Origin of the sequence: Flavobacterium sp. 28YEA47A (assembly GCF_041262125.1) — a bacterium.
Classification (GTDB): domain Bacteria; phylum Bacteroidota; class Bacteroidia; order Flavobacteriales; family Flavobacteriaceae; genus Flavobacterium.
Map to the genome: position 1 here is coordinate 97,143 of NZ_JBGCCI010000007.1, position 24,308 is coordinate 121,450.

The following is a 24,308-nucleotide window of genomic DNA, read 5'->3' on the forward strand; positions in this document are numbered from 1 at the left end:
ATTATATTCACTTTAACCTAACTTAATTATTCTCTCATCAAGCGTTTTACTTGTGTTCCTTGAGCAGTTGTAATCTTAACAAGATAAACTCCTGAAGGGAATCTTTCCATGTTAAATTGACGGCTTGAATGAGTTGTTTTGTTTGTATCAGAAAGAATAAGCTGTCCGGTAATTGAGTAGACTTCTATTTTTTCTGCAGTTATGTCTCTAGAGAATTCAACAGTCACCATTCCATTTGTTGGGTTTGGATACAATCTCGTTTTAAGACCTCCAAATTCAGGAACAGAAAGTCCGCAGAAGTTGGTTGGATCAGTAATCGTTACAGTAGCTGTACCAGTTGCGGTATTACCGCTGTTGTCTGTTACTGTCAATGTAACGGTATTTGCTCCAACATTGCTACAGTTGAAAGTGCTAGGCGAGACAGACATGCTCGCTATGCCACAATTATCTGTACTTCCGTTGTTAACCTGTGCTGCAGTAATTGTAGCAGCTCCAGCTGTAAGCGGTACGGTAATGTTATTTGTAATAACAGTTGGCGGAGTTGTATCTGCAGCTGTAGTGATAGTAAAGCTATGCGTAGCTGTACAAGCATTTGCATCAGTAACAGTTATGATATACGTTCCTGCAGCCAATCCTGTAGCAGTAGCTCCTGTACCTCCTGAAGGTGCCCATGAGAATGTGTAACCACCAGCTCCTCCTGTTACTCCTACAGTAGCTGATCCGTTAGAGCCACCTGCGCAGCTTACGTTAGATTGCGATGGAACGATAACAATTGGAGAGGGTTGTGTTACTTGAACCGTTCTTGTAATCTGACATAAATTAGCGTCAGTTATTGTCACAGTATAGTTTCCGGCAGCCAATCCTGTAGCGGTAGCCGCAGTACCTCCTGAAGGAGCCCATGAGTATGTATAAGCACTTGTTCCTCCTGTTACTACAACAGAAGCAGAGCCGTTAGTTCCACCATTACAGCTCACATTAACTGAAGATGTAGTTGCTGATAATGCGGCAGGCTCAGTCAACGTAACTGTTCTTGTAATCTGACATAGGTTAGCATCAGTGATTGTCACGGTATAAGTTCCTGCAGTAAGGCCTGAAGCAATAGCTCCAGTTCCTCCCGATGGAGACCATGAATAAGTATAAGGACTTGTTCCTCCTGAAGCTGTAACATCAATACTGCCGTTAGCACCTCCATTACAGTTTAGATTGATCTGCGATGTGCTAGCTGATAATTCAGTAGGCTCAGTTATTGTAAAAGATCTTGTAGTCTGACACATATTTGCATCAGTCACTGTCACGGTATACGTTCCTACAGCCAATCCTGAAGCAGTAGCCGCAGTTCCTCCTGAAGGAGACCAAGAGTAGGTGTATGGTGTTGTACCGCCTGTTGGCGCTACAGTTGCAGTTCCGTTAGTGCCTCCATTACAGCTCACATCAGTTTTTCCACCACCTGTTGCGGCAGAAAGTACCGTTGGCTGGTCGATTGTAAAGCTACGTGTAGTCTGGCATGTATTGGCATCGGTCACAGTCACGGTATACGTTCCTGCAGCCAATCCTGAAGCAGTAGCCGCAGTTCCTCCTGAAGGAGACCAAGAGTAGGTGTATGGTGTTGTACCGCCTGTTGGCGCTACCGTTGCCGTTCCGTTAGTGCCTCCATTACAGCTCACATCAGTTTTTCCACCACCTGTTGCGGCAGAAAGTACCGTTGGCTGGTCGATTGTAAAGCTACGTGTAGTCTGGCATGCATTGGCATCGGTCACAGTCACGGTATACGTTCCTGCAGCCAATCCTGAAGCAGTAGCCGCAGTTCCTCCTGAAGGAGACCAAGAGTAGGTGTATGGTGTTGTACCGCCTGTTGGCGCTACAGTAGCTGTTCCGTTAGTGCCACCATTGCAGCTCACATCGGTTTTTCCTCCGCCTGTTGCGGCAGAAAGTGCTGTTGGCTGGTTGATTGTAAATACTCTTGTAGTCTGGCACGCATTAGTATCGGTAACAGTCACAGTATATGTTCCAGCAGTCAATCCTGTAGCTGAAGCAGCTGTTCCTCCTGACGGAGCCCAAGAATAGGTGTATGGAGGCGTACCGCCAGTTGGCGCTACCGTTGCCGTTCCGTTAGCTCCTCCGTTGCAGCTCACATCGGTATTTCCTCCGCCTGTTACGGCAGAAAGTGCCGTTGGCTGGGTGATAGTAAAGCCACGTGTAGCCTGGCAAGAGTTGGCATCAGTCACAGTCACGGTATACGTTCCTATACTCAGTCCTGTGGCAGTAGCCGCAGTACCTCCTGACGGAGCCCAAGAGTAGGTGTATGGTGGTGTACCACCTGTTGGCTCTATCGTTGCAGTTCCGTTAGCGCCTCCGTTACAGCTCACGTCTGTCTTTCCTCCGCCTGTTGCGGCAGAAAGTGCTGTTGGCTGGGTGATTGTAAATACTCTTGTAGTCTGACACGCATTAGCATCAGTCACGGTTACAGTATACGTTCCTATAGCCAATCCTGTAGCTGAAGCAGCTGTTCCTCCTGATGGAGCCCAAGAATAGGTGTATGGTGGTGTACCGCCTGTTGGCGCTACAGTTGCAGTTCCGTTAGCACCTCCATTACAGCTCACGTCTGTCTTTCCACCACCTGTTGCAGCAGATAAAGCTGTAGCTGGCTGGTTAACTGTAGTAGATCTTGTAATTTGGCAACCGTTAAAATCAGTTACAGTTACGGTATACGTTCCTGTAGCCAATCCTGAGGCTGTAGCATTCGTTCCGCCAGAAGGAGACCATGAATAGCTATAAGGTGTTGTTCCTCCTGTAACTGCTACAGATGCAGTTCCGTTAGCTCCACCATTACAGCTTATATCCGTTTTTGAAATTGTTCCTCCCAATGCAACTGCTGGCTGGTTGATGGTAAATGCTCTTGTAGTTTGGCAATTGTTATTGTCAGTGACTGTTACAGTATAAGTTCCTGCAGCCAGTCCTGTAGCTGAAGCAGCTGTTCCTCCTGACGGAGCCCAAGAGTAGGTGTATGGTGGTGTACCGCCTGTTGGCTCTATCGTTGCAGTTCCGTTAGTTCCACCATTACAGCTCACGTCTGTTTTTCCTCCGCCTGTCGCAGCAGATAAAACCGTTGGCTGGTTGATAGTATATGTTCTTGTTGCCTGGCAAGCATTGGCATCGGTAACAGTAACAGTATACGTTCCTGCTGTCAATCCTGTGGCAGTAGCATTCGTTCCTCCTACTGGAGCCCAAGAATAGGTATACGGTGGTGTACCGCCTGTTGGCGCTACCGTTGCAGTTCCGTTAGTACCTCCGTTACAGCTTACGTCTGTCTTACCTCCGCCAGTTGCAGCAGATAAAGCGCTAGCTGGCTGGTTTACAGTAACCGTTCTTGTAATCTGGCAAGCATTGGCATCAGTAACAGTAACCGTATAGGTTCCTGCGGCCAGTCCTGTAGCAGTAGCAGCCGATCCTCCAGATGGAGCCCAAGAATAGGTATAGCTTGGAGTTCCTCCGGTAACGGATACGGTTGCAGTACCGTTAGAGCCACCATTGCAGCTTACGTCCGTTTTAGATGCAGTACCTCCCAATGCGGTTGGCTGGTTGATAGTATATGTTCTTGTTGCCTGGCAAGCATTGGCATCGGTAACAGTAACAGTATACGTTCCTGCTGTCAATCCTGTTGCAGAGGCATTTGTTCCTCCTACTGGAGCCCAAGAATAGATATACGGTGGTGTACCGCCTGTTGGCGCTACCGTTGCCGTTCCGTTAGCACCTCCATTACAGCTCACATCGGTTTTTCCTCCGCCAGTTGCAGCAGATAAAGCGCTAGCTGGCTGGTTTACAGTAACCGTTCTTGTAATCTGGCAAGCATTGGCATCAGTAACAGTAACCGTATAGGTTCCTGCGGCCAGTCCTGTAGCAGTAGCAGCCGATCCTCCAGATGGAGCCCAAGAATAGGTATAGCTTGGAGTTCCTCCGGTAACGGATACGGTTGCAGTACCGTTAGAGCCACCATTGCAGCTTACGTCCGTTTTAGATGCAGTACCTCCCAATGCGGTTGGTTGGTTGATTGTAAATGTTCTTGTAGTTTGGCAATTGTTATTGTCAGTGACTGTTACAGTATAAGTTCCTGCAGCCAGTCCTGTAGCTGTAGTCGCAGTTCCTCCTGATGGAGCCCAAGAGTAGGTATACGGTGGTGTACCTCCTGTTGGTGCTACCGTTGCAGATCCATTAGTTCCACCATTACAGCTCACGTCTGTCTTACTTCCGCCTGTTGCGGCAGATAAGGCAGTAGCCGGTTGGTTAACTGTAGTAGTTCTTGTAATCTGACAACCATTGAAGTCAGTCACAGTTACAGTATAGGTTCCTTGAGCCAGTCCTGTAGCCATAGCATTTGTTCCTCCTGATGGAGCCCAAGAATAACTATAAGGTGTTGTTCCTCCGGTAATTGATACAGTAGCTGTTCCGTTAGAACCGCCATTACAGCTTACATCAGTTTTTGAAATTATTCCTCCCAATGCAGCCGCTGGCTGGTTAACTGTAGTAGTTCTCGTAATCTGGCAACCGTTGAAATCGGTTACAGTAACTGTATATGTTCCTGCAGCCAGTCCTGTTGCAGTAGCATTTGTTCCTCCTGATGGAGCCCATGAATAACTGTAAGGTGTTGTACCTCCGTTCGCGGATATAGTAGCTGTTCCGTTATTACCACCATTACAGCTTACATCAGTTTTTGTGATTATTCCACCCAATGCAGCTGCAGGCTGATTGATAGTATATGTTCTTGTAGCTTGGCAACCATTAAAATCAGTTACAGTAACCGTATAAGTTCCTGTAGCCAATCCTATAGCTGTAGCATTTGTTCCTCCGGATGGAGCCCAAGAATAGCTATATGGAGTTGTACCGCCTGTTGGCGCTACTGTTGCCGTTCCGTTAGATCCGCCGTTACAGCTCACGTCTGTCTTATTTCCACCTGTTGCTGCAGATAAAGCATTAGCTGGTTGGTTAACAGTAACAGTTCTTGTCATTTGGCAGGAATTGTTGTCTGTCACAGTTACAGTATAGGTTCCTTGAGCCAGTCCTGTAGCTGTAGCAGCAGATCCTCCAGATGGAGCCCATGAATACGTATAAGGAGGTGTTCCTCCTGTTGGTGCTACAGAAGCTGTACCGTTAGATCCACCATTGCAGCTTACATCAGTTTTTGAAGCAGTACCTCCCAAAACAGATGGTTGGTAAACACTAAAATTTCTTGTAGCTGTACATCCAACATTGTCGGTTACGGTTACAGTATAAGCTCCTGCAGTTAATCCTGTAGCTGTAGCATTCGATCCACCTGATGGAGCCCATGAATATGTATATGGAGGTGTTCCTCCTGTTGGAGCTACAGTAGCTGTACCGTTAGATCCACCATTACAGCTTGTATTTGTTACTGCTCCTCCAGTTGTCAATACTAGAGCCGGATTTACGTTTACTGTTATCGTTGCACATGAACCTGGTGTCACACAACCACCTTCACCACGAACATAATAAGTGGTTGTAGTGGTTGGACTCACTGTGAATGATCCTGTACTAGTAGATGTTACCAATGTACCGCCACATGATCCGGAATAAACATGCCAAGCTGTGGCACTGTTTAAGGTTCCTGTAATAGTGACAGTTCTACTGGCTCCATTACAAAGTATAGTTGTAGATGCAGTTAGTGTCGGAACGGTTGGAGCCGTACAGTTGATACATGTCACCGAAGGTGTCGGGAAATTCGAAGGTTGGATAGGAATCGCCGTGGAAGGAGAATTATCATGCATCCAGTTAGCCGGATTATTAATTGCAGCACGTAGCGCAATAGAAGTTCCCGTTAAAGTTCCGTTGTATTTTGCATTTGCAAACTCAGGTCCAGGAGCCGGGTATAATGAAATACAATTCACTCCGTTTTCCAAACCGGTAGGTAAAGCAGAGTCAGATGTTGCCCATAAAGTACTATTACTTCCGGTTGCCGGATTCCATGTTGTTACAGGATCATACTTTGATGAGTTATAATCTCCATGGATGGCTGAAATAAAAATAGGAGATGGAGGTGCAACTACTGAAGTAGATTGGTAAGCAATAATTTGGTCACCTCCAGAAAGGTTAAAACCTGTACCCAAAGCAAAAGTAATACTTCCGCCACCGGTAACTGTAATTATGTCTGGTGCTGTTTCTACAAACGAAATAATCTTACCACATGTAATTCCGGCTGGAATAACATAGGCAAGATGCGGTTCAGATAGTGTGTTCATCCATTGGGTTCCGGACCAGCCCTGTTCTGTAAAATAGAGGGTTTCGCCGGCAGGAAGGTCTTTAAGTGCAATAAAAGCAAAACCGTCCTGGCCTCCGGTATTATAGCCGATAAAGGCTATGTCACCAGCGCCCATCGTCTGTGCTTCTGATTTTGCTCCATACAGGAGCCCTATCAGGAAGATCAAACAGGCTTTAAAAAAAGTAATTGTTGTTTTCATATGATTGATTTAAGGTTTAATGACATAGATAAGCATTATGCCAGCCTCCCAAAGATTGAGGGCGCTGGTCAGACATGATATTTTGTATGAATTGCCCATTATTTTTTAGGACAGTTTCTATTTGGATTCCATCATCTGTAATTTTGAAAATATAGCTGTCAAAGCTGGTCCTGTTGGTTTCCGGATGAAAGTGCATCTTTCCTCTTGGGCCTTCAGGGGCTTCTTCCATTTTTTCTATAAGTTGTTGCAGCCCAGGAATGGTGTCAGTGTCTTTTAATAAGTTTTCCAGAATTATTCCGGATTCATAGCCCAATAAGCTGAAAATACTTGGAGCCTGATGAAATATGGCTTTATGTCTTTCTACGAAGGATATGTTTTTTTTGCTTCTCAGGTTATCTGACCAAGAAGATACAACCATGATGTCCTGAAGCGCTTCCTTGTGCTCTTCTTTTATCTTATCGCTGATAGAAAAAGAAGTGAAATAAAAAGGATAGTCTTGTGTCAGTTTGTTTTTGGTAAGATAAGAAGCATGTTCTTCTGCATAAATACCGCTATGAAAAGCAAATACGGCATCTGGTTTTAAGGGAGCCAGAGTTTCCTGCATACAGTCGGCTTCATTTTCCCTCGGATGCAATGGCGTGATATAGTGCCCGGAAAATTGACTATTGTTTTGATAAAGTGCCTTTTCGATGGCTTGATTGATGCCATAACCAGAATCATAATAAGAGGATGAGGTGGCTATGTTTTTGTAATTCTGTGATGCGAGGTAAGTTCCTAAATGATAGGAACTTTCGGCGATACCAAATGAATTGATATATACGCCTTGTTTCTTTTCTAGAGCATAAGGAAGCGTTGAGCCTATATCTGTAGCTAATAAAAAGAGATTGTTATTTGAAGCGTAGTCATAAACGCTTTCGATATTGCGATGTCCAAAAAAGCCGATAAAAATACTGATGTCTTCCTGTAAAGAAAGTTTCTGCATTTTTTCGATAATTATTTTTTCGTCAGCGCCAATGCCAATGCTTTCAATAAAAAACTTGACATTCAGATCGTTTAATTTTATGCCTCGCATAAAATCCCGATCCAATGATGGGTATTGTTTTGATTGGGGCAACAATATTCCGATTTTCATAATAAATAAAATAAAAGGGGGATGTGACTCCCCCATATTAATTAGTTTCTAGAAGGGAAAATTCCTTCAAGAGCGATGCTCGTGTATACGCCAAGGTATGGATTACGTATTGAAAAAGGAGTGCTTCCTCCTGCAAAAGCAGTAGTACCGCTGATTACAGATTTTACACCGCCTACTACATTCGTTCCTGTTGGACTTTCTCTGTAGATTTCCGGCATATTACCTGAATCTCCGAAACCATTATTGCCATTGTCAGTAGTATTACTTCCATTATTGTTATTGGTAGCAAGAACACTTGTAGCAACATGTGCCTGACCATCAACCAAAGTGTGAGCGTGCATAGGCATATTGTTTGTTGTTAAAGTCACGCTCTGAATTCCTCCAAATTCTCCCCATACAACAGGAGCTAATCCTGGGCCGTTTCCGGGATGAACGACTGATCGCCCTCTTAAGTCAGGAAGACCGAATGTTGATTGTCCGTTTCCTCCGAAGGTAGTGCCTAAAAGGGAAAATAATGCAGTGTTTTGAGCAATGGACATTATTTGTCCGTCGCAGAAAGCCCATCCTCTAGGAGGGAAGTTAAATCCAAATGTCTGAATTTGTCCAAGAAAAGGTTCGTACATAGTTTTAAAAGTTTAAGTTAATAGTTGAATTATAGAATTTATGTATTCTTATAGGAAGGTGTAATTTCTGAAGGAGGATGCCATAAAAAGGCGTTTTCGCATTGAGCGAAAGTTTTTCTGTTTGAATCGCAAGAATAACGCTGGTTTTTTTTGCTAGAAATAAGCGATCAACTTTCGGAATAGTAGTTGTATACATAGCGAAATGTTTAGCAGGTTAGTTTTTGGGCATGTCTCTAAAACATTATGTTTTTTTGACTTTTCAAAGTTGCAATATTTCAAAAACGCATACAATACCACAATTTTGGTATATTTTTTTATCACTAAATTTAGGGATGGTGTAATGGCTTTTTATGCAAAAAAAAAATAAAAACAGGGTGCTGTGTGACAGGATGCGAAGGAAGGAAATCGCATCTTGATGAAGGAAAAATAATTGTTGAGGTTTTACGAAGCGGCTAAGGTTCTAAGTAACTTAGTAGCTCAGATCCTAAACCCACTTTTGTTCTCCTTCTGTCGAATCAAGAATTTTGGAGCCTAATGTGTTTGCCATATCTCTGGCAACAGCAAGAGCTTCTTTTTTAGAGTTGGCCTTATATAATATAAGAGGCCTCCTGCCATCCCGGAAAGAATTGACAATGTAGGAATTATTTGTAAGTGTGGACCAATTGGCAGCGGGACTATTTAGTGTTTCCCGTGTTTTGTAAACGGAAAAATAATCTGTTTTTTGGAAGAATTCCCATTCGCCAAATACAATACCCAGGAAGGAATATAGTTTACGAAAGCGCTTTTGTTCTGTGTTGATTTCTATTCCGGTACTGAGAGCGCTACTAATAAGTAAGCCAAGGCCAATTATAAGCGCAATGATCCCAAACGCTTTTTGCTTTTCAGATAGCAGGATAATGCTGGAAAAAACGAAAACAATAGAAATTGTTCTAGCTAAAAAAGGTTCCTTAATATAACGTATATTAGGTATAACAAGAAATGCCTATGCCTGTTGAGAATCTGTTTCAGGATTCCTCTTGACTAGGTTCGAATTGATAATATTTTTTAGAAAATCTTTATCATTTCTAAGATCCTGTACTTCACGCTGTAAAATTTCAATAGTTTGGTTTTTAGCATCAACCACATTATTCTTGTTCGGGAGAAATTCACTGTCCGGTTCCTTTACTATCAGGTTATCCGGTTGCAGGAACTCATTTTCGTAAATAGTATCCTTAATAAAATAGTAAACAGATACATTTACCGCTTTCGAGACTTCAATTAGAAAATCCAAAGTAATCTCTTTCGATTTAAATCGATTCTGAAGATTTTGGGGAGAAATGTTTAATCTTTTTGCAATTTCATTCATTTGAATGTCAAGTGATTGCAATTTCTTTTTTAAAATTTTCCCGTCCATACAAAAATAAATTTGTTTATTATAAATTAAAATGTTTACTTTGTTTTATAAAAGTGTAGAAATACAACAAAACGTAACAAAACAAACAACGAATATAGAAAAAAATATGTCGTCATGGCACGGCATATCTAATAAATATGTCATTTTTTCACCAAAGACAATCGTAAAGTTATTGTTTTTTTACCTACCCATGAGCAAAAAGTAAAAAAATACTCCCTAAAATTTCAAATCTTTTGCAGAATTTTGAAAACGAAACTAGCTTTGTCATAATACTTCGATCTGCGGGAATCCATTAGTTATCTGATAAAAGTCGAAGTATACCTGGATAATCAGGTCAAACGTATTGCCAAACTGTAAATAATAAGGAAGAATACCGCAAAGCATAATAGTATCTTAATGATATAGTCATTATAAATTAATACTTTTATAACTACTTAAGATATGATATGATTCTGGAAACCAAGAACAAAGAAGTGAGCCTGAAACCTGATTTTTTTGACAGGGATATCAGCTGGCTTTCATTTAATGAAAGAGTTCTTCTTGAGGCAGATGCCAATGATGTGCCTCTTTTTGAAAAAATAAAGTTCCTTTCCATCTATTCTTCCAATCTCGATGAATTTTACAGGGTCAGGATACCATCTTTGATGGCCCTCAAAAAAATTTCCAAAAACAAAAAGGAAAATAGCTTTGTCTACCAGCAGATCCTGGACAAGATACAGCATATTGTTGACGACCAGCAGCGGGTTTTTGGTGCAATAATGACAAAAAAGATTCTACCGGGACTTGAAAAAGAAAAGTTTCACCTTATTTACAATGAGCCTATTCCTGAAAATATCCATGAGGAATTGACCCATTATTTTTTTACGGAAGTATTGACATTCCTACAAGTGGTAGAAATAACCAAAGAAACAGAATTCTTCCCGGAAAATAATAAACTGTACAAGCTTGTGGTGCTTGAGGAAAATGCCGATACACACAAGCTGTTTCTTCTAAATATACCGTCTGATGATTTGCCCCGTTTTTTCTCAGTAAAAAAAGGAACAAAAACACATATTGTTTTTCTGGATGATATTATCAGCTTCGGGTTGAAATTTATTTTTAAAGACCAGAAACTGCCGGCCGATTATAATTTCAAAATAACACGAGATGCCGCTATTGAACTCGATGACGAGTATGATGAGGCTATGGCCGAAAAAATGGAAAAGAAGATTGCCAAGAGAGATTATAGCTTTGCTACCCGTTTTTTATTCGATTATCGCATGCCACCGCCATTTTTGCAATCGGTGATTGATACATTTAAGCTGAAAGATGCGACCATTGTTTTGGGTGGACGCTATCATAATTTAAAAGACCTGGCTTCGCTACCGTTAAAAAAACAAAGCCTGTCTTATGCTGAAATGATTCCTATTCCTTTGGATAGTCCGGCAGATAAGAGCCTTTTTGATACCATTGCAGAAAAAGATCTTATGCTGCATGTCCCGTATCAGTCGTATGACAGCGTACTCCGCTTTTTTAACGAGGCTTCCATGCATCCCAATGCCGAAGAAATATACGTAACCCTTTATCGTGTAGCAAGCGATTCAAGAATTGCGAATGCCTTGATAAGTGCGGCTAAAAACGGAAAAAAAGTAACCGTTGTAGTAGAATTAAAAGCACGATTTGACGAGGCAAACAATATAAAATGGTCAAAACAGCTTAAAAAAGCCGGCGTCAGGATCGTTCATAGCATTCCATCTCTAAAAGTACATGCTAAAATAGCGCTCGTAAAATTTAAAAAACAGAGTAAAATTCCGTCTATAGGATTGTTGGCAACCGGAAACCTAAATGAAAATACAGCCCGTTTTTATACAGACCATATTCTTATGACTGCCAATAAAGAAATGCTGAAAGATTTAGAAAAGACATTTCTGCTTCTTACCACCATCAAGAAAAACCCAAAGAAATATAAAATGGATTTCAAGTGCCTTCTGGTAGCCAAATTCAATCTGCGGGAAAAATTCATCAAGCTGATTGATACCGAAATCCAAAACAAAATAAAAGGACTAAATGCCGGAATTATTATAAAACTGAATAATCTGGAAGAAAAAAGCCTTATCGAAAAATTATATGAAGCCTCCAATGCAGGAGTAAAAATCCAACTGATGATTCGGGGAATTTGTTGTCTTGTTCCGGGAATTCCGGGTAGGAGCGAAAATATTTCCGTTCGACGAATTGTTGACAGATATCTCGAACACGGACGCATTTTTGTATTCGAGAACAATGGCAATCCATTGTTGTTTATGGGTTCAGCCGATTGGATGAACAGGAATATTTACAATAGAATAGAAGTCTGTTTTCCGATATATGACTCAGTGCTGAAAAATGAAATGCTCAATATCCTTAAAATCCAATTAGAGGATAATACAAAGGCTTCTTTGCTAGGAACATCGCTCGAAAATATTCCGGTAAGAAATGAAGAACCACCACTGCGTTCCCAAGAGAAAATTTACGACTACCTGAAAAGAAAAGCCTAATCGAGTTCCATTGGGTTTTCAATATCAACAAACTCGTTTTCGTTTTTAGAAATCACTATAGTTGCTACGCCATTACCAATGAAGTTGGTTATAGCTCTTGCTTCACTCATAAATTTATCAACTCCTAAAAGGAAAGCCAATCCTTCAAGTGGAATTTTATGAATGGCCGTGAGTGTCGAGGCCAAAACAATAAAGCCACTTCCCGTAACTCCGGCAGCTCCTTTTGAAGTAATCATCAGCAGTCCGATAATAGTCAGTATTTCGCCAAAAGTGAGATGCACATTGTATAACTGTGCTAAAAATATGACGCACATAGAAAGATAAATAGATGTGCCGTCAAGATTGAAAGAATATCCGGTTGGCACTACCAATCCTACAACCGATTTACTACAGCCCAATCGTTCTAACTTGTCCATTAAGTTGGGCAATGCCGGTTCAGATGATGAAGTTCCCAGAACAATTAGTAGTTCGGCCTTCAGGTATTTTATAAAATCCCAGATTCTCATTTTATAATAGCGTAGGATGCCGCCCAATACAAAAAAGATAAAAATAGCCATTGTCACATATACGGTAAACATCAGTTTTCCTAAAGGAATCAAGGTGTGTAGTCCAAACTTCCCAACAGTATAAGCCATACCTCCAAAAGCACCTAATGGAGCCAGAAACATCACAAATTTTAAAGCCTTAAAAACAATTTTTGAAGCCTTGTATAAGGTGGCTACTACAGATTCGCGCCTGCTATAATAATTGAGCACTATGCCACAAACTATGGCTACTACTAAAACCTGCAAGGTGAAATTATCCATAAAAAACTGCCACCAGTCAAATTCTGTTCTTGGGTTGGAGGTGTATTTTGATGCGTCCTGGATATCAAGGCCAGACTTGTCAATTTTGCCGGGCTGGATGACATAGGCTGCAATAACGCCAATAGCCAAGGCAAATGTGGTAACGATTTCAAAGTAAATCAGTGCTTTTATCCCAATACGCCCCACTTTTCGAAGGTCGCCCATACCACTGATTCCTAAAACGATGGTTAGAAAAATAATAGGAGCAATAAAAAGCTTGACAATCTGGATGAAAGTATCGCCTATGACTTTCATTTTTGTACCGGTTTCGGGTATATAATGTCCAACCAAAACACCGGAAATGATTGCTATCAGTACCCAAAAAGTAAGATTGGTGACTATCTTGAATAAAAGACTATTATTTTTTGCAATGCTTTCCGCCATGGTTAAGGAAATTAAAGCGTGCAATTTAAAGTCTTAAAATGAATTGGCTGGCAAAACGGAAAATATTTTTTAGCTATTTCAATTTTTTCAGGATTTCCTTTGAAGCTCCTTGATAGGCCGCAGAATGATTCGGGTAATCTTGTACTAAAATAGTCTTGAGTTCCGGATATATCCAGTCGTTTATTTTTCCAAAAGCATAAAGGGCTCTCATGGCATAGGCTTTGGTTGCCACCTTTTGATCGCTGATAAGCCAGTCGAAACAGGATTCTGTCATTAGTTCCAACTGTTCGTCCGTCAGGAAAACTTCTCCTGATTTTTTCTTTTTCAAATGGTGAGTGGCCGAAAAAAGACAGATTTTAGAAACGGAACGCAACGCACCGTCATGCGAATATGATGAAAGTGTTTTGCAGAAAGTATCCAGATAGGGAATAAGCCAGTAGATATGGTTTTCAAAAACCAATTCCGAAATCCAACAGCCTTTATAGTGGTTTTTGTTTTGGATATCTAATACCACGGACATCAAAACGGGCAACAATTCCAGATTGGCAGAAACACTATCAGACATTGATTCACGACTTTGCCTGTGTGCCGTGCTATTTTCTAATTTTCGGATAAAATCAGAACTCATCATTTTATGCTTTTTTGATAAATAGCTCCACAACTACACTTATTACAACGGTCAGGATCGTAAATAGTATAAAGAAATAAATATAGGTTAGAACCGTTTTTAAAATGTTTTTTAAAGTTGATTGGGTATCAAAAAACTGATTGTAGACCCAAAATGCAAGTAGGATATCAATAAGTACAGATATTCCGGAGAGTAGCAACATGGTTTGGGTTCCGCTGTAAATATAAAGAAGCGGGAAGAAAATAAATTGGAGAATCAGCTTTTGTCCGGCAATAAAACCGTTTAGCACCAAATGTTCTACCAAATTATAGCCTGTTTTTCGAAAGGCAAGAAAAGAAGCGATTGATAGTAGAGGAATGGTAAACAAAGTTGCCAGTGCATAATGTGCAGTAATCCAGTCTCCTATAATATTGAATGTCTGTTCCGAATCTTCATTGGTTATAGTGGACGGAATCTCAATATGAAAAAAATGATATAGCAGACCATAAAGAGAACCCAGCAAAAAAACCAATGCTGTAGGTTTGAAATGGTTGACTCTTTTACCTTCGATAAATTCTCTAATGGAATGACCGGGTCTTGTAAAAAGCTCTTTGGCAGTAAAAAGAAGTCCTTTGTCAAAATGAAAAATACCATGCTGTACATCATGCCAGAGGTAATGAAAATTTATAGGATGTGTATCCGCAGATTGTCCACATTCGCTACAGAAATTTCCAGTAATTTCATGTTCGCAATTTTTGCAAATCGGATTCATAGATTGGGCTGTTTGGAGTAAAAGTATTAAAATAAAATAACTGTCAAAAGTTTATAATGAAAGGCGATGCAAAAAAATTAGTGTATTAATAAACTTTGCGCCTCTGCGCCTTTGCGAGCAATTATTTCACGCAAAGACGTAGAGGCGCAAAGCATGAATGACTAAACTTAGCGGGATATATTTTGGGAATTTCCGAAAAACTTATTTTTTAGCAGCCACTTTCCATATCGTATTGCCGCTGTCATCATTGACTAATAATGAACCATCCTTCATAACCGTTACAGCTACCGGACGTCCGTAAACTTCGGCTTTTTCTTCATTGGCAATAAATCCGGTCAGAAAATCTTCAGGTTTTCCGGAAGGCTTTCCGTTTTTAAAAGGTACAAAAAGCACTTTGTAGCCGCTTAGTTTTGAGCGATTCCACGAACCATGCTGTCCAACAAACGCCCCGTTTTTATATTTAGCCGGAAAGGCATCCTTATTGTAAAAAGCAAAACCAAGAGAAGCCGTATGGGCACCAACTGAAACATCAGGAATGATGGCTTTTGCAATTAATTCTTTTCCTTGTCCTTTCATTCTTGGATCTTCAATCTGTCCGTAATAGGAATAAGGCCATCCATAAAAACCGCCTCTTTTTACGCTTGTAATATAATCCGGAACAAGCTCGTCTCCCAGATCATCACGTTCGTTTACAGCTGTCCAAAGTTCATTGTTTACAGGATTCCAGTCCATTCCAACAGGATTTCTCAATCCGCTGGCATAGATTTGTTCTTCCGTTCCGTCTGGATTGATTTCTAAAATATTGGCACGCCTTTTTTCTACTTCCATTCCATGCTCGGCATTATTGCTGGCAGAACCTACAGAAACGTATATTTTTGAACCGTCAGCATTGGCAAGCAGATTTCTTGTCCAGTGGTTGTTATAGCCTCCGGCTGGAAGTTCCAGTATTTTTGTTCCGTTTCCTCTTAATTTCAGGTCACCGGCGCTATAAGGAAAACGGAAAAGACCGTCGGTATTGGCGATGTAAAAATAATTTCCAAGAATGAGCATCCCAAAAGGCATATTGAGTCCGTCCTTAAAAATTTCACGGGTTTCAAAAACGCCATCATTGTCCTTGTCTCTGAAAATAGTGATCTGGTTTGCACTTTTAAAAGTGTTGCTTTCCACTACAAAAATGTCATTATTGGGCGCAATATAAGTCCAACGTGGATTTTTCAACCCGTCAGCAAATTTGCTAACCACAAATCCTTCCGGAGCTTTGGGCGTAATTCCTTCCGGCCATTCTTTCATCCGGCTTATTTTTCTTGCAGATTCTGTAGCATACGGAGCAGGAAGTTCCAAATCGCCAATCGCAGTTTTTACGACAGTAGTACTATTTTTTACAGGCTGTTTCTTTTCCTGTCCGTTGCAGGATAAGAACGAAAAAGCAAGGCAGGGAAGTAGGTGTAAAATTCGTGTTTTCATAGCTCAAAAAAATTAGTGGTTGTGTTTTCTGAATATTGAATTTACTGATTTTAAATTTTTTATCTTCGGGCTTTAAAGAATATTAAAAATTATTTAACAAAAATAAAATTGTAATAAAACTGAAATAAATTGTAAAATAGCTGGATTCTATTTTAGTATATTTGCAACTTATTATTTAATAAAATCATTGTGATACAACTTCACGACAAACATTTTGTTCCTTTCATCAGTGGAAAGGAAATCGATTCAGCTATAGCCAAAATGGCGCAGGAAGTAGCTGAAGACCTAGACGAAGAGATACCCTTATTTGTGGGCGTCTTAAATGGCGCCTTTATGGTTGTTTCAGACTTTATGAAACACTATCCGAAAGCCTGCGAAGTTAGCTTCGTGAAATTAGCCTCGTATGAAGGCACTACTACAACCCATGAGGTAAAAAAGCTTATCGGACTTAATCAAGATTTATCGGGAAGAAGCGTTGTCGTAATAGAAGATATTGTCGACACAGGTAATACTTTGGTAGAACTGAAAGCAATGTTTGAGTCGCAAAATGTAAAGCAACTTAAGTTTGCTACCTTATTTTTAAAGCCCGAAGCATACAAAAAAGACATAAAAATTGATTATATTGGTATTGAAATTCCAAACAAATTCATTGTGGGCTATGGCCTGGATTATGATGGACTTGGAAGAAATATTCCTGAAGTATACCAATTGAAAGATTAAGTCGGATTGGAAATGAAACATTTTGGATTGAAAAATCCTGGCATATAATAACTCACAACTAACAAAATGATTAATATCGTATTATTTGGGAAGCCTGGAGCGGGAAAAGGAACTCAGGCCGAATTCTTAAAAAAGAAATACAATCTGACCCATCTCTCAACAGGAGATATTTTTAGGTTCAATATTAAAAATGAAACGGAACTTGGCAAATTAGCCAAAACCTATATGGATAAAGGGGATTTAGTTCCAGATGAGGTAACTATTCAGATGCTTCAAAGTGAAGTAGATAAAAATCCGGGATCTGAAGGATTCCTTTTTGACGGATTTCCAAGAACCTTATCACAGGCAGCAGCTTTAGATAACTTCTTAGAATCTAAAAAAGAAAAAATTACAGCAACGGTTGCTCTGGAAGCAAATGATGAAATATTAGTAAAAAGACTTTTGGAAAGAGGAAAAACTTCCGGAAGGCCAGATGATCAGGATGAAGAGAAAATCAGAAACCGTTATCAGGAATACAACGAAAAAACAGCTCCATTAATGGACTATTATAAAGCACAAAATAAATTTCACGCTGTGGACGGAATCGGTACCATAGAAGAAATTACAGATCGATTAAGTACTGTAATCGATAGCCTTTAACTAAATTTATAAAACTTGGAAATAGCTATAATTTTCTTTTTAATCCTTTTGAATGGTGTTTTTTCGATGTCGGAAATTGCATTGATATCTGCGCGAAAAAACAGATTGGAAACTTCTGCAAAAAAAGGGAATACCAGTGCCAAAACTGCTTTGGATTTGGCCAATTCACCAAACAAATTTTTGTCTACCGTTCAAATCGGAATCACATTAATCGGAATCTTAACAGGTATTTATTCAGGTGATAATGTCACTGGCGATGTAAAGATTTTCTTGGATCAGTATGAATTCCTTCAGCCGTATTCAGCAAATCTTTCAGTTGGAATCGTAGTTGTTATATTGACTTTCTTCTCATTGGTGCTTGGCGAATTGCTTCCAAAAAGAATAGGGCTCAATTATCCGGAAACGATTGCAAAGACAGTCGCTTTGCCAATGAAGATAATTTCGGTAATTACCGCACCTTTTATCTGGCTTTTGACCATTTCGACAGAATCGCTTCTGAAATTGTTCAGAATCAGACCAACAGCAGATGGAAAAGTTACTGAAGAAGAAATCAAGGCAATAATTAAAGAAGGAACCGAAGTAGGAGAAGTACAGGAAATCGAACAGGATATTGTGGAACGTGTTTTCCATATTGGTGACAGAAAGGTAAACTCGCTGATGACGCACAGAAAAGCGGTTGATTATCTTTCTTTAGAAGACGATCTTCCTACGCTTAAACAAAAAGTCCTTGATGAAATCCACTCCGTATATCCGGTTTGTGAAGAAAGTTTGGACGAAGTGGTTGGTGTTGTGCTGCTAAAAGATTTGTTTGCCAAATTTGAAAGCGGAGATTTCAACCTTAGAGAAATAATGAAAGAACCGGTTTATCTGATCGAACATACTTCTGCCTATAAAGCATTGGATATTTTCAAGAAAACCAAAGTGCATTATGCTATCGTAACAGACGAGTACGGAATCACACAAGGTATGATTACCTTAAACGATATTCTGGAAGCGTTGGTAGGTGATGCATCTGATTTCTATCATGAAGAATTTCAGCTTGTAGCCAGAGAAGATGGTACCTGGTTGGTAGACGGACATTATTCGCTTCACGACTTTTTGACTTATTTTGATTTGGATGAGCTGATTAATGATTATGAAGTTACAACCGTGAGCGGCTTAATCATGACGGAGCTTTCTTATATACCAAAACAAGGCGAAAAACTAATCTGGAACTTATTTGAATTAGAAGTTATAGATATGGACGGTGTTAAAATCGATAAGGTTTTAGTACGTTCCCTAAAAGAATAAACAAAAAAGAAACAGTATAAAGTTTAAGGTTTAGAGTTGACAGTATGCTGTGGCTTTAAACCTTAAACTTTACACTTTAAATAAAGAAAATGACAGAGGGAAATTTTGTAGATTACGTTAAGATTTATGTTACTTCCGGAAAAGGAGGAAAAGGATCTACGCATTTGCATAGAGAGAAATTTATTGAAAAAGGTGGTCCTGACGGAGGTGACGGAGGACGAGGAGGACACGTATATCTGGTAGGGAATAAAGGACTTTGGACATTGTTCCATTTAAAGTTTGCAAAACACGTCAAAGCCGGACATGGAGGCGATGGAGGAAGTGCCAGAAGTACAGGTGCAGACGGAGAAGATAAATACATTGAAGTGCCGCTGGGAACTGTTGTTCGTGATAAGGAAACCAATGAAATCCTGTTCGAAATTACAGAACATGGCGAGAAAAAGATTGTAGTAAAAGGAGGAAAAGGCGGATTAGGAAACTGGCATTTTAGAAGTTCCACAAACCAAACACCAAGATATTCACAGCCTGGAATGCCGGCTAACGAATTGGACATTATTCTGGAACTTAAAGTTCTGGCCGATGTAGGTTTGGTAGGATTTCCAAATGCAGGTAAATCTACTTTACTGTCTGTACTGACATCTGCAAAACCAAAAATTGCAGACTATCCTTTTACAACACTAAAGCCGAATCTTGGAATTGTAGCCTACAGAGATTTCCAATCGTTTGTAATGGCAGATATTCCGGGAATTATTGAAGGTGCAGCCGAAGGAAAAGGACTAGGACATTACTTCTTAAGACATATCGAAAGAAATTCGGTATTGCTGTTTTTGATTCCTGCCGATGCGGACGATATTAAAAAAGAATATGAAATCCTTTTGGATGAGCTGAGACGCTACAATCCGGAAATTTTAGATAAAGAACGCTTTATTGTAATTTCGAAATCAGATATGCTTGACGAAGAACTGAAAGCAGAAATGAAAGCGCAGCTAGACAAAGAATTTAAAGGTTTGAAATACCATTTCATCTCTTCAATCGCTAACCAGGGACTTGTTGAACTAAAAGACAAGCTGTGGGAGATGCTGAATGCTGACGAGAATCAGGAATAAAAGCAATAAAAGCAATAAAAGAGTATAAATAAAAAGGCGACTTAATAGTCGCCTTTTATATTTTGTTCTGATCTATCCGCTTGAAAAATTCATCCTTAAAGGTCGCTCCAATAGGTAATTCTTTGTTGTTGATGAAAACGGAAAAATTATCGGTCGATTCGATTTGTTTTAAAGCCACTACATACGATTTGTGGGTTTGTACAAAATCATCCTGTGGCAAAGATTCCAATACATTTCGTAAAGAAGAATGCGTAATGAATTGCTGTTCCAGGGTATGGATGCAGATGTAATTTTGGAGACTTTCAATATAAAGAATGTCTTTTAAGAACAGCTTGACAAACTTATTCTTACCGTCGGTTTTTATAAAAATAAAATCGGCTGAACTGGAGGGCTGGACTTCTTGTTTTGGACCAGACTGCAATTTTGATACCGCCTGATAAAAACGTTCAAAAGCAATAGGCTTGACCAGATAATCAAGTGCGCTCAGCTCAAAACCTTCTAATGCAAAATCTGGATAGGCAGTCGTAAAAATAATCCTGATGTCTTTTGAGATAATTTTTGAAAGCTGAAGTCCTGTAAGTTGAGGCATCTGTATATCCAAAAGAACTAAATCGACAGTATGACTATTTAAAAATTCTAAAGCCTTTAGCGAATCATTAAACGTAGCTACTCTTTCCAGAAAAGAAACCTGTTCAACATATTTCTCCAAGATGCGCGTTGCTGGTGGTTCGTCATCGACAATTATGCATTTGAATTTCATAGATTGCTTTTTAGAGGAATTTTCAAATAAGTCTTAAAGGTATTATTTTCTTTTGTTTTTTCCAGTATGAAATTTTCGTGATAGGCATATTCCAGGCGTTTGGTAAGATTATCAAAACCAATTCCCGTTGACGAATAATTTTCGCCAGGCTGATTGCTGTTGAACGTTGAAATTTCCAGAAAATGACCGTTGATTTTTATGGTAATATTCACTTTTTTCTCTGGATCATTCAGTTTTCCATGCTTAAAAACATTTTCTGTAAAATGGATTAAAACCGATGGAAGAATCATAAGATTGCCAGCGTTGCCTTCAATCGAAAAATCAAGGTAAAGCTGATTTTCAAATCTTTTTTCCTGCAAATCAATGTAGTTTTTGATGAACTGTAATTCTTTGGAAAGCAGCACATATTCTTTGTCGGTTTCCGTAATCACATAACGCAAAAGATCGGATAATTTCAGCAAATCGGAAGCAGTTTCAGGATCTTTTTCAATCCATTCGCCATAAAAAGAATTGAGCGTATTAAATAAAAAATGCGGACTCACTTGCGATTTCAATAGCTGGAACTCAGCTTTTTTATTTTCTAGCAATAATTGCTGATTTTGTCTTTGGTATTGCTGAAATTGTAAGATAAGATAAAACAATGTACTTAATATTACAGCAGGCATCCCGAAAAAAAAGTTGTCCCGGATATAATAGGTTGGCTGTCTTGATGCGTCATAATAATTATGGAAGCCAGTCAATTCAAAAACAACAACTTCCTGCAAAAAATAACGTACACCGGCAAAAAGCACCAATGAAACAGGAATGGAAAGTATGTATAAAATTATTTTTCTTCGATTCAAAAACCAATGGCAGAAAGTATAAAAATTAAAAATATAAATACAAAAAAGTGCCAATGCCAGAGTTATTGAAAATAATACAGACATCAAATCAAAAGAAAAAAACGAAGAGTCCTGATTAAGGCTGGTTGTAAATTCCCAAAGCACAAAAATCAGATATACGCTGAGGAAAAATGTAATATGATAGTGGAATGGAATTTTTAGCTTCATGTCATCTGTATTGCTTCTCAAAAATACGATTATGACTTTGAATCAAATCAATATTTACACGAAACCTGAATTTCTTGTGTCAAACGGCCAGGTTCATTATATGAAATTATTCAGGTTTTGATTTTGAAGGTTTGTAAGATACTATAACGCCTTCGTCAAAATTTAAAAAAGCGCTACTGTTGGGATTTTACTTTTGGAACAAATTTAAAACGCTCAAATTATGAAAAGAATAGTCTTGTTGATGTTATTAGTTGCCTGCACAGGATTGATGGCACAAACAAAAAAGAAACAGATTTTACTGGTTGGTAGCTTTCATTTTGAAAATCCGGGATATGATGTCGCCAAAGTAAACACTTTTGATGTTATGACTCCAAAGAGCCAAAAGGAACTGGAAACAATAACCAACCGTATTAAAAAGTTTGGCCCGGATAAAATTTTTGTAGAATGGGATTATACAAAACAGAATGAATTAGACCGGTTTTATGCCCAAAATCCTGATAGCTTATTAAAAACAATGGCTGATGAAAGAGTACAATTAGCATTACGAGCTGCTAAAAAACTCAACCATAAAAAAATGTTTGCAATTGATTATTTAGATACGACTTTTCCCTATGAGATGATGCTCTTAGGAATGGAACAGGCGGGTCAGACACAATTAATAGAGCAAAACAAAAGAATGATGAAACATATAGAAACGACTACAAATAAAAAGATTGCTACCTATTCGCTGACGGATCTGATTCTGAGCATGAATACTCAGGAATATACAAATTCTGACATCCAATGGTATGTAGGTTTGGCAAACAAGGCAGGAAAGACAGATAATTTTATTGGAGCTTCTTTGGCATCGGAATGGTATAAACGTAACCTTTATATGTTTTCCTTGGTGCAAAAACTAACAGAAAGCAAAGACGATAAAGTAATGGTGCTGCTAGGAGCAGGTCACATCTCAATGTTTCGTGAGATTGTCAAATATGATCCTGAATTTGAAATCGTTGAACTTAAAGATATTTTAAAATGATACGGCTTATATTGGTAATTGCTTTTTTAACGATAGGGCAATGCCAGCAGGTTTTTGCCCAGGACGAGCAGCTTTCAAAAAAACAAATGATTTATGATATTGACTGCCTGGTTGAAAAAATAAACTATTCGCATCCTAATCCCTATTATTACAGGAGTAAGGAAGAATGGACTCATTATTTGGATTCACTAAAAAATGAATTGCCGGAAAATCTTTCGTTATTTGGTTTCTGGAGGCAGATTGATAAAATATTGGTTTTTATGAATGATGCCCATACCCGAAGTTATCCTACCCAGTTTTATAAAAAATATGTAAAAGATGGAGGCCTGTTTTTTCCTTTTTCAATAGAAAACAAAGAAGGAAGCTATACCGTCAAAAAGAATTATTCAGATCAAACGGCAATCGATTCTATAAATAAACTTGTTGCAGTAAATGGCATTCCGATTGAAAAAGTAGTGCAGACTTTAAAATTACAATCTTCAAAAGAATTGGATTTTCTGGACGAAAAATATGTCACGGCTTCTTTCCCGTATTATTTATGGCGGGTTTATGATTGGAGGGCTCCTTACACGATTGATTTTTTAGATAAGAATGGAAAAACAAGTAAGATGGAAGTACAAGGTGTTTTGAGTACTGCGCTTGCCGAAAAGAATCCAGAAACAACGGAAGAAACCTGCAAGTTTTCGATTCTTAATGATTCCACAGCCTTGCTTACGATTAAAGATTTTGACAGTGAGAAGCGAAGCTATTTCAAGAAATTTTATAAAACAAGCTTTAAGAAAATTGACAAACTTAAAATTAAAAATGTGATTATTGATGTCCGCAATCATGATGGAGGCGATGCCCGTTATGGTGAAGATTTAGGGCGTTATTTTGCTGATAAGCCTTTCCGTACTTCCTCTAAAACGTTATGGAAGGTAACGCCGGAATTCAAGAAAAACTTTTCGGCAATGTACATACCAAGAATAATGCGATGGGCGAAATTTACCTATGGAATCAATAAGCATACAAAAGCAATCTGGAACACAAAAGATAATGAGTTGGCAGTCGTGGAACATAAACTTGTAAAACCTAAAAAGTCATCGTTACAACAGAAAAGGAATATTTATGTACTGATTGATAATTATACTTTTTCTGCCGGGTCAATGTTTGCGGCTATGGTAAAAGATTATCAGCTGGGAACTTTGGTAGGACAGCCAACGGCCAATCTTTCTTCTTTTTATGCAGATCCTATGATGTGGTATGCATTGCCGTATTCCAAATTTACTTTCCAGGTGTCGACCAGTCTGGATGTGCGGCCAAGCGGCATTATCGATACAGAAAGTATTCTTCCTGATATTGAGATTGAAGATAACGAGGACGCATTACAAAAAGCAATAGAATTAATACAACAGAAAAGATAAAGCATCGTAATGATGCTTTTTTTATAAGTTAAAACAACAGATATAATTTTTGGCGCGTAAACAGAATGTAAATTATTCATTATTTTTGTATGAACAAACATTTACTTCGATTCCCCAACG

General features: G+C 39.1%; 17 protein-coding genes. 7 read left to right on the forward strand and 10 right to left on the reverse strand.

Annotation, left to right across the window (positions count from 1 at the left end):
• Positions 1 to 26 precede the first annotated feature (26 nt).
• The 4 genes from ABH942_RS11470 to ABH942_RS11485 all read right to left on the reverse strand — a co-directional run bounded on the left by ABH942_RS11470 (position 27) and on the right by ABH942_RS11485 (position 9,615).
• Positions 27 to 6,467, reverse strand: a complete 6,441-nt coding sequence (locus ABH942_RS11470; protein WP_370032086.1) for a T9SS type A sorting domain-containing protein — start codon at positions 6,465 to 6,467, stop codon at positions 27 to 29.
• Between the two features lie 16 nt (positions 6,468 to 6,483).
• Positions 6,484 to 7,599 (reverse strand): ABC transporter substrate-binding protein, encoded by a 1,116-nt coding sequence (locus ABH942_RS11475; RefSeq protein WP_370032088.1) that lies wholly within the window; start codon positions 7,597 to 7,599, stop codon positions 6,484 to 6,486.
• A 41-nt stretch (positions 7,600 to 7,640) separates the two neighbouring features.
• Positions 7,641 to 8,222: a phage tail protein gene (locus ABH942_RS11480; protein ID WP_370032090.1), complete on the reverse strand. Its 582-nt coding sequence runs from the start codon at positions 8,220 to 8,222 to the stop codon at positions 7,641 to 7,643.
• A 982-nt stretch (positions 8,223 to 9,204) separates the two neighbouring features.
• Positions 9,205 to 9,615, reverse strand: coding sequence for a helix-turn-helix domain-containing protein (locus tag ABH942_RS11485; protein ID WP_370032091.1), 411 nt, complete (start codon positions 9,613 to 9,615; stop codon positions 9,205 to 9,207).
• A gap of 446 nt (positions 9,616 to 10,061) precedes the next feature.
• On the opposite strand from ABH942_RS11485, the gene ppk1 reads away from it, so the two are divergent.
• The gene (gene ppk1, locus ABH942_RS11490; protein WP_370032093.1) at positions 10,062 to 12,128 is read left to right on the forward strand and encodes a polyphosphate kinase 1; all 2,067 of its coding nucleotides are present in this window, start codon (positions 10,062 to 10,064) and stop codon (positions 12,126 to 12,128) included.
• Here the strand turns inward: ppk1 and ABH942_RS11495 are convergent.
• From ABH942_RS11495 to ABH942_RS11510, 4 genes are all read right to left on the reverse strand, one after another.
• Positions 12,125 to 13,357, reverse strand: a complete 1,233-nt coding sequence (locus ABH942_RS11495; RefSeq protein ID WP_370032095.1) for a cation:dicarboxylate symporter family transporter — start codon at positions 13,355 to 13,357, stop codon at positions 12,125 to 12,127. The genes ppk1 and ABH942_RS11495 overlap by 4 nt on opposite strands.
• A gap of 73 nt (positions 13,358 to 13,430) precedes the next feature.
• On the reverse strand, positions 13,431 to 13,988 hold the full coding sequence (locus ABH942_RS11500) for a hypothetical protein (protein WP_370032097.1): 558 nt from the start codon (positions 13,986 to 13,988) through the stop codon (positions 13,431 to 13,433).
• Position 13,989: 1 nt separating this feature from the next.
• Positions 13,990 to 14,736, reverse strand: a complete 747-nt coding sequence (locus tag ABH942_RS11505; protein ID WP_370032099.1) for a DUF3667 domain-containing protein — start codon at positions 14,734 to 14,736, stop codon at positions 13,990 to 13,992.
• 201 nt (positions 14,737 to 14,937) lie between these two features.
• The gene (locus tag ABH942_RS11510; RefSeq protein WP_370032101.1) at positions 14,938 to 16,200 is read right to left on the reverse strand and encodes a sorbosone dehydrogenase family protein; all 1,263 of its coding nucleotides are present in this window, start codon (positions 16,198 to 16,200) and stop codon (positions 14,938 to 14,940) included.
• A 189-nt stretch (positions 16,201 to 16,389) separates the two neighbouring features.
• On the opposite strand from ABH942_RS11510, the gene ABH942_RS11515 reads away from it, so the two are divergent.
• The 4 genes from ABH942_RS11515 to obgE all read left to right on the forward strand — a co-directional run bounded on the left by ABH942_RS11515 (position 16,390) and on the right by obgE (position 19,955).
• The gene (locus ABH942_RS11515) at positions 16,390 to 16,920 is read left to right on the forward strand and encodes a phosphoribosyltransferase (RefSeq protein WP_370032103.1); all 531 of its coding nucleotides are present in this window, start codon (positions 16,390 to 16,392) and stop codon (positions 16,918 to 16,920) included.
• Positions 16,921 to 16,986: 66 nt separating this feature from the next.
• Positions 16,987 to 17,559, forward strand: coding sequence for an adenylate kinase (locus ABH942_RS11520; protein WP_370032105.1), 573 nt, complete (start codon positions 16,987 to 16,989; stop codon positions 17,557 to 17,559).
• 15 nt (positions 17,560 to 17,574) lie between these two features.
• The gene (locus tag ABH942_RS11525) at positions 17,575 to 18,849 is read left to right on the forward strand and encodes a hemolysin family protein (RefSeq protein WP_370032107.1); all 1,275 of its coding nucleotides are present in this window, start codon (positions 17,575 to 17,577) and stop codon (positions 18,847 to 18,849) included.
• Positions 18,850 to 18,938: 89 nt separating this feature from the next.
• Complete coding sequence (obgE, locus tag ABH942_RS11530) at positions 18,939 to 19,955, forward strand: GTPase ObgE (protein WP_370032108.1); 1,017 nt, start codon at positions 18,939 to 18,941, stop codon at positions 19,953 to 19,955.
• Positions 19,956 to 20,010: 55 nt separating this feature from the next.
• Here the strand turns inward: obgE and ABH942_RS11535 are convergent, their stop codons facing one another.
• Positions 20,011 to 20,715, reverse strand: coding sequence for a LytR/AlgR family response regulator transcription factor (locus tag ABH942_RS11535; protein ID WP_370032110.1), 705 nt, complete (start codon positions 20,713 to 20,715; stop codon positions 20,011 to 20,013).
• Complete coding sequence (locus ABH942_RS11540) at positions 20,712 to 21,764, reverse strand: sensor histidine kinase (RefSeq protein ID WP_370032111.1); 1,053 nt, start codon at positions 21,762 to 21,764, stop codon at positions 20,712 to 20,714. The genes ABH942_RS11535 and ABH942_RS11540 overlap by 4 nt, the downstream gene beginning before the upstream one ends.
• Positions 21,765 to 21,984: 220 nt before the next feature.
• Here ABH942_RS11540 and ABH942_RS11545 point away from each other — a divergent pair, with 220 nt between their 5' ends.
• Together ABH942_RS11545 and ABH942_RS11550 are read left to right on the forward strand one after the other, a co-directional pair.
• Positions 21,985 to 22,785, forward strand: a complete 801-nt coding sequence (locus tag ABH942_RS11545) for a DUF5694 domain-containing protein (RefSeq protein WP_370032113.1) — start codon at positions 21,985 to 21,987, stop codon at positions 22,783 to 22,785.
• On the forward strand, positions 22,782 to 24,188 hold the full coding sequence (locus ABH942_RS11550) for a S41 family peptidase (RefSeq protein ID WP_370032115.1): 1,407 nt from the start codon (positions 22,782 to 22,784) through the stop codon (positions 24,186 to 24,188). Before ABH942_RS11545 ends, ABH942_RS11550 begins: the two co-directional genes overlap by 4 nt.
• Positions 24,189 to 24,308 lie beyond the last annotated feature (120 nt).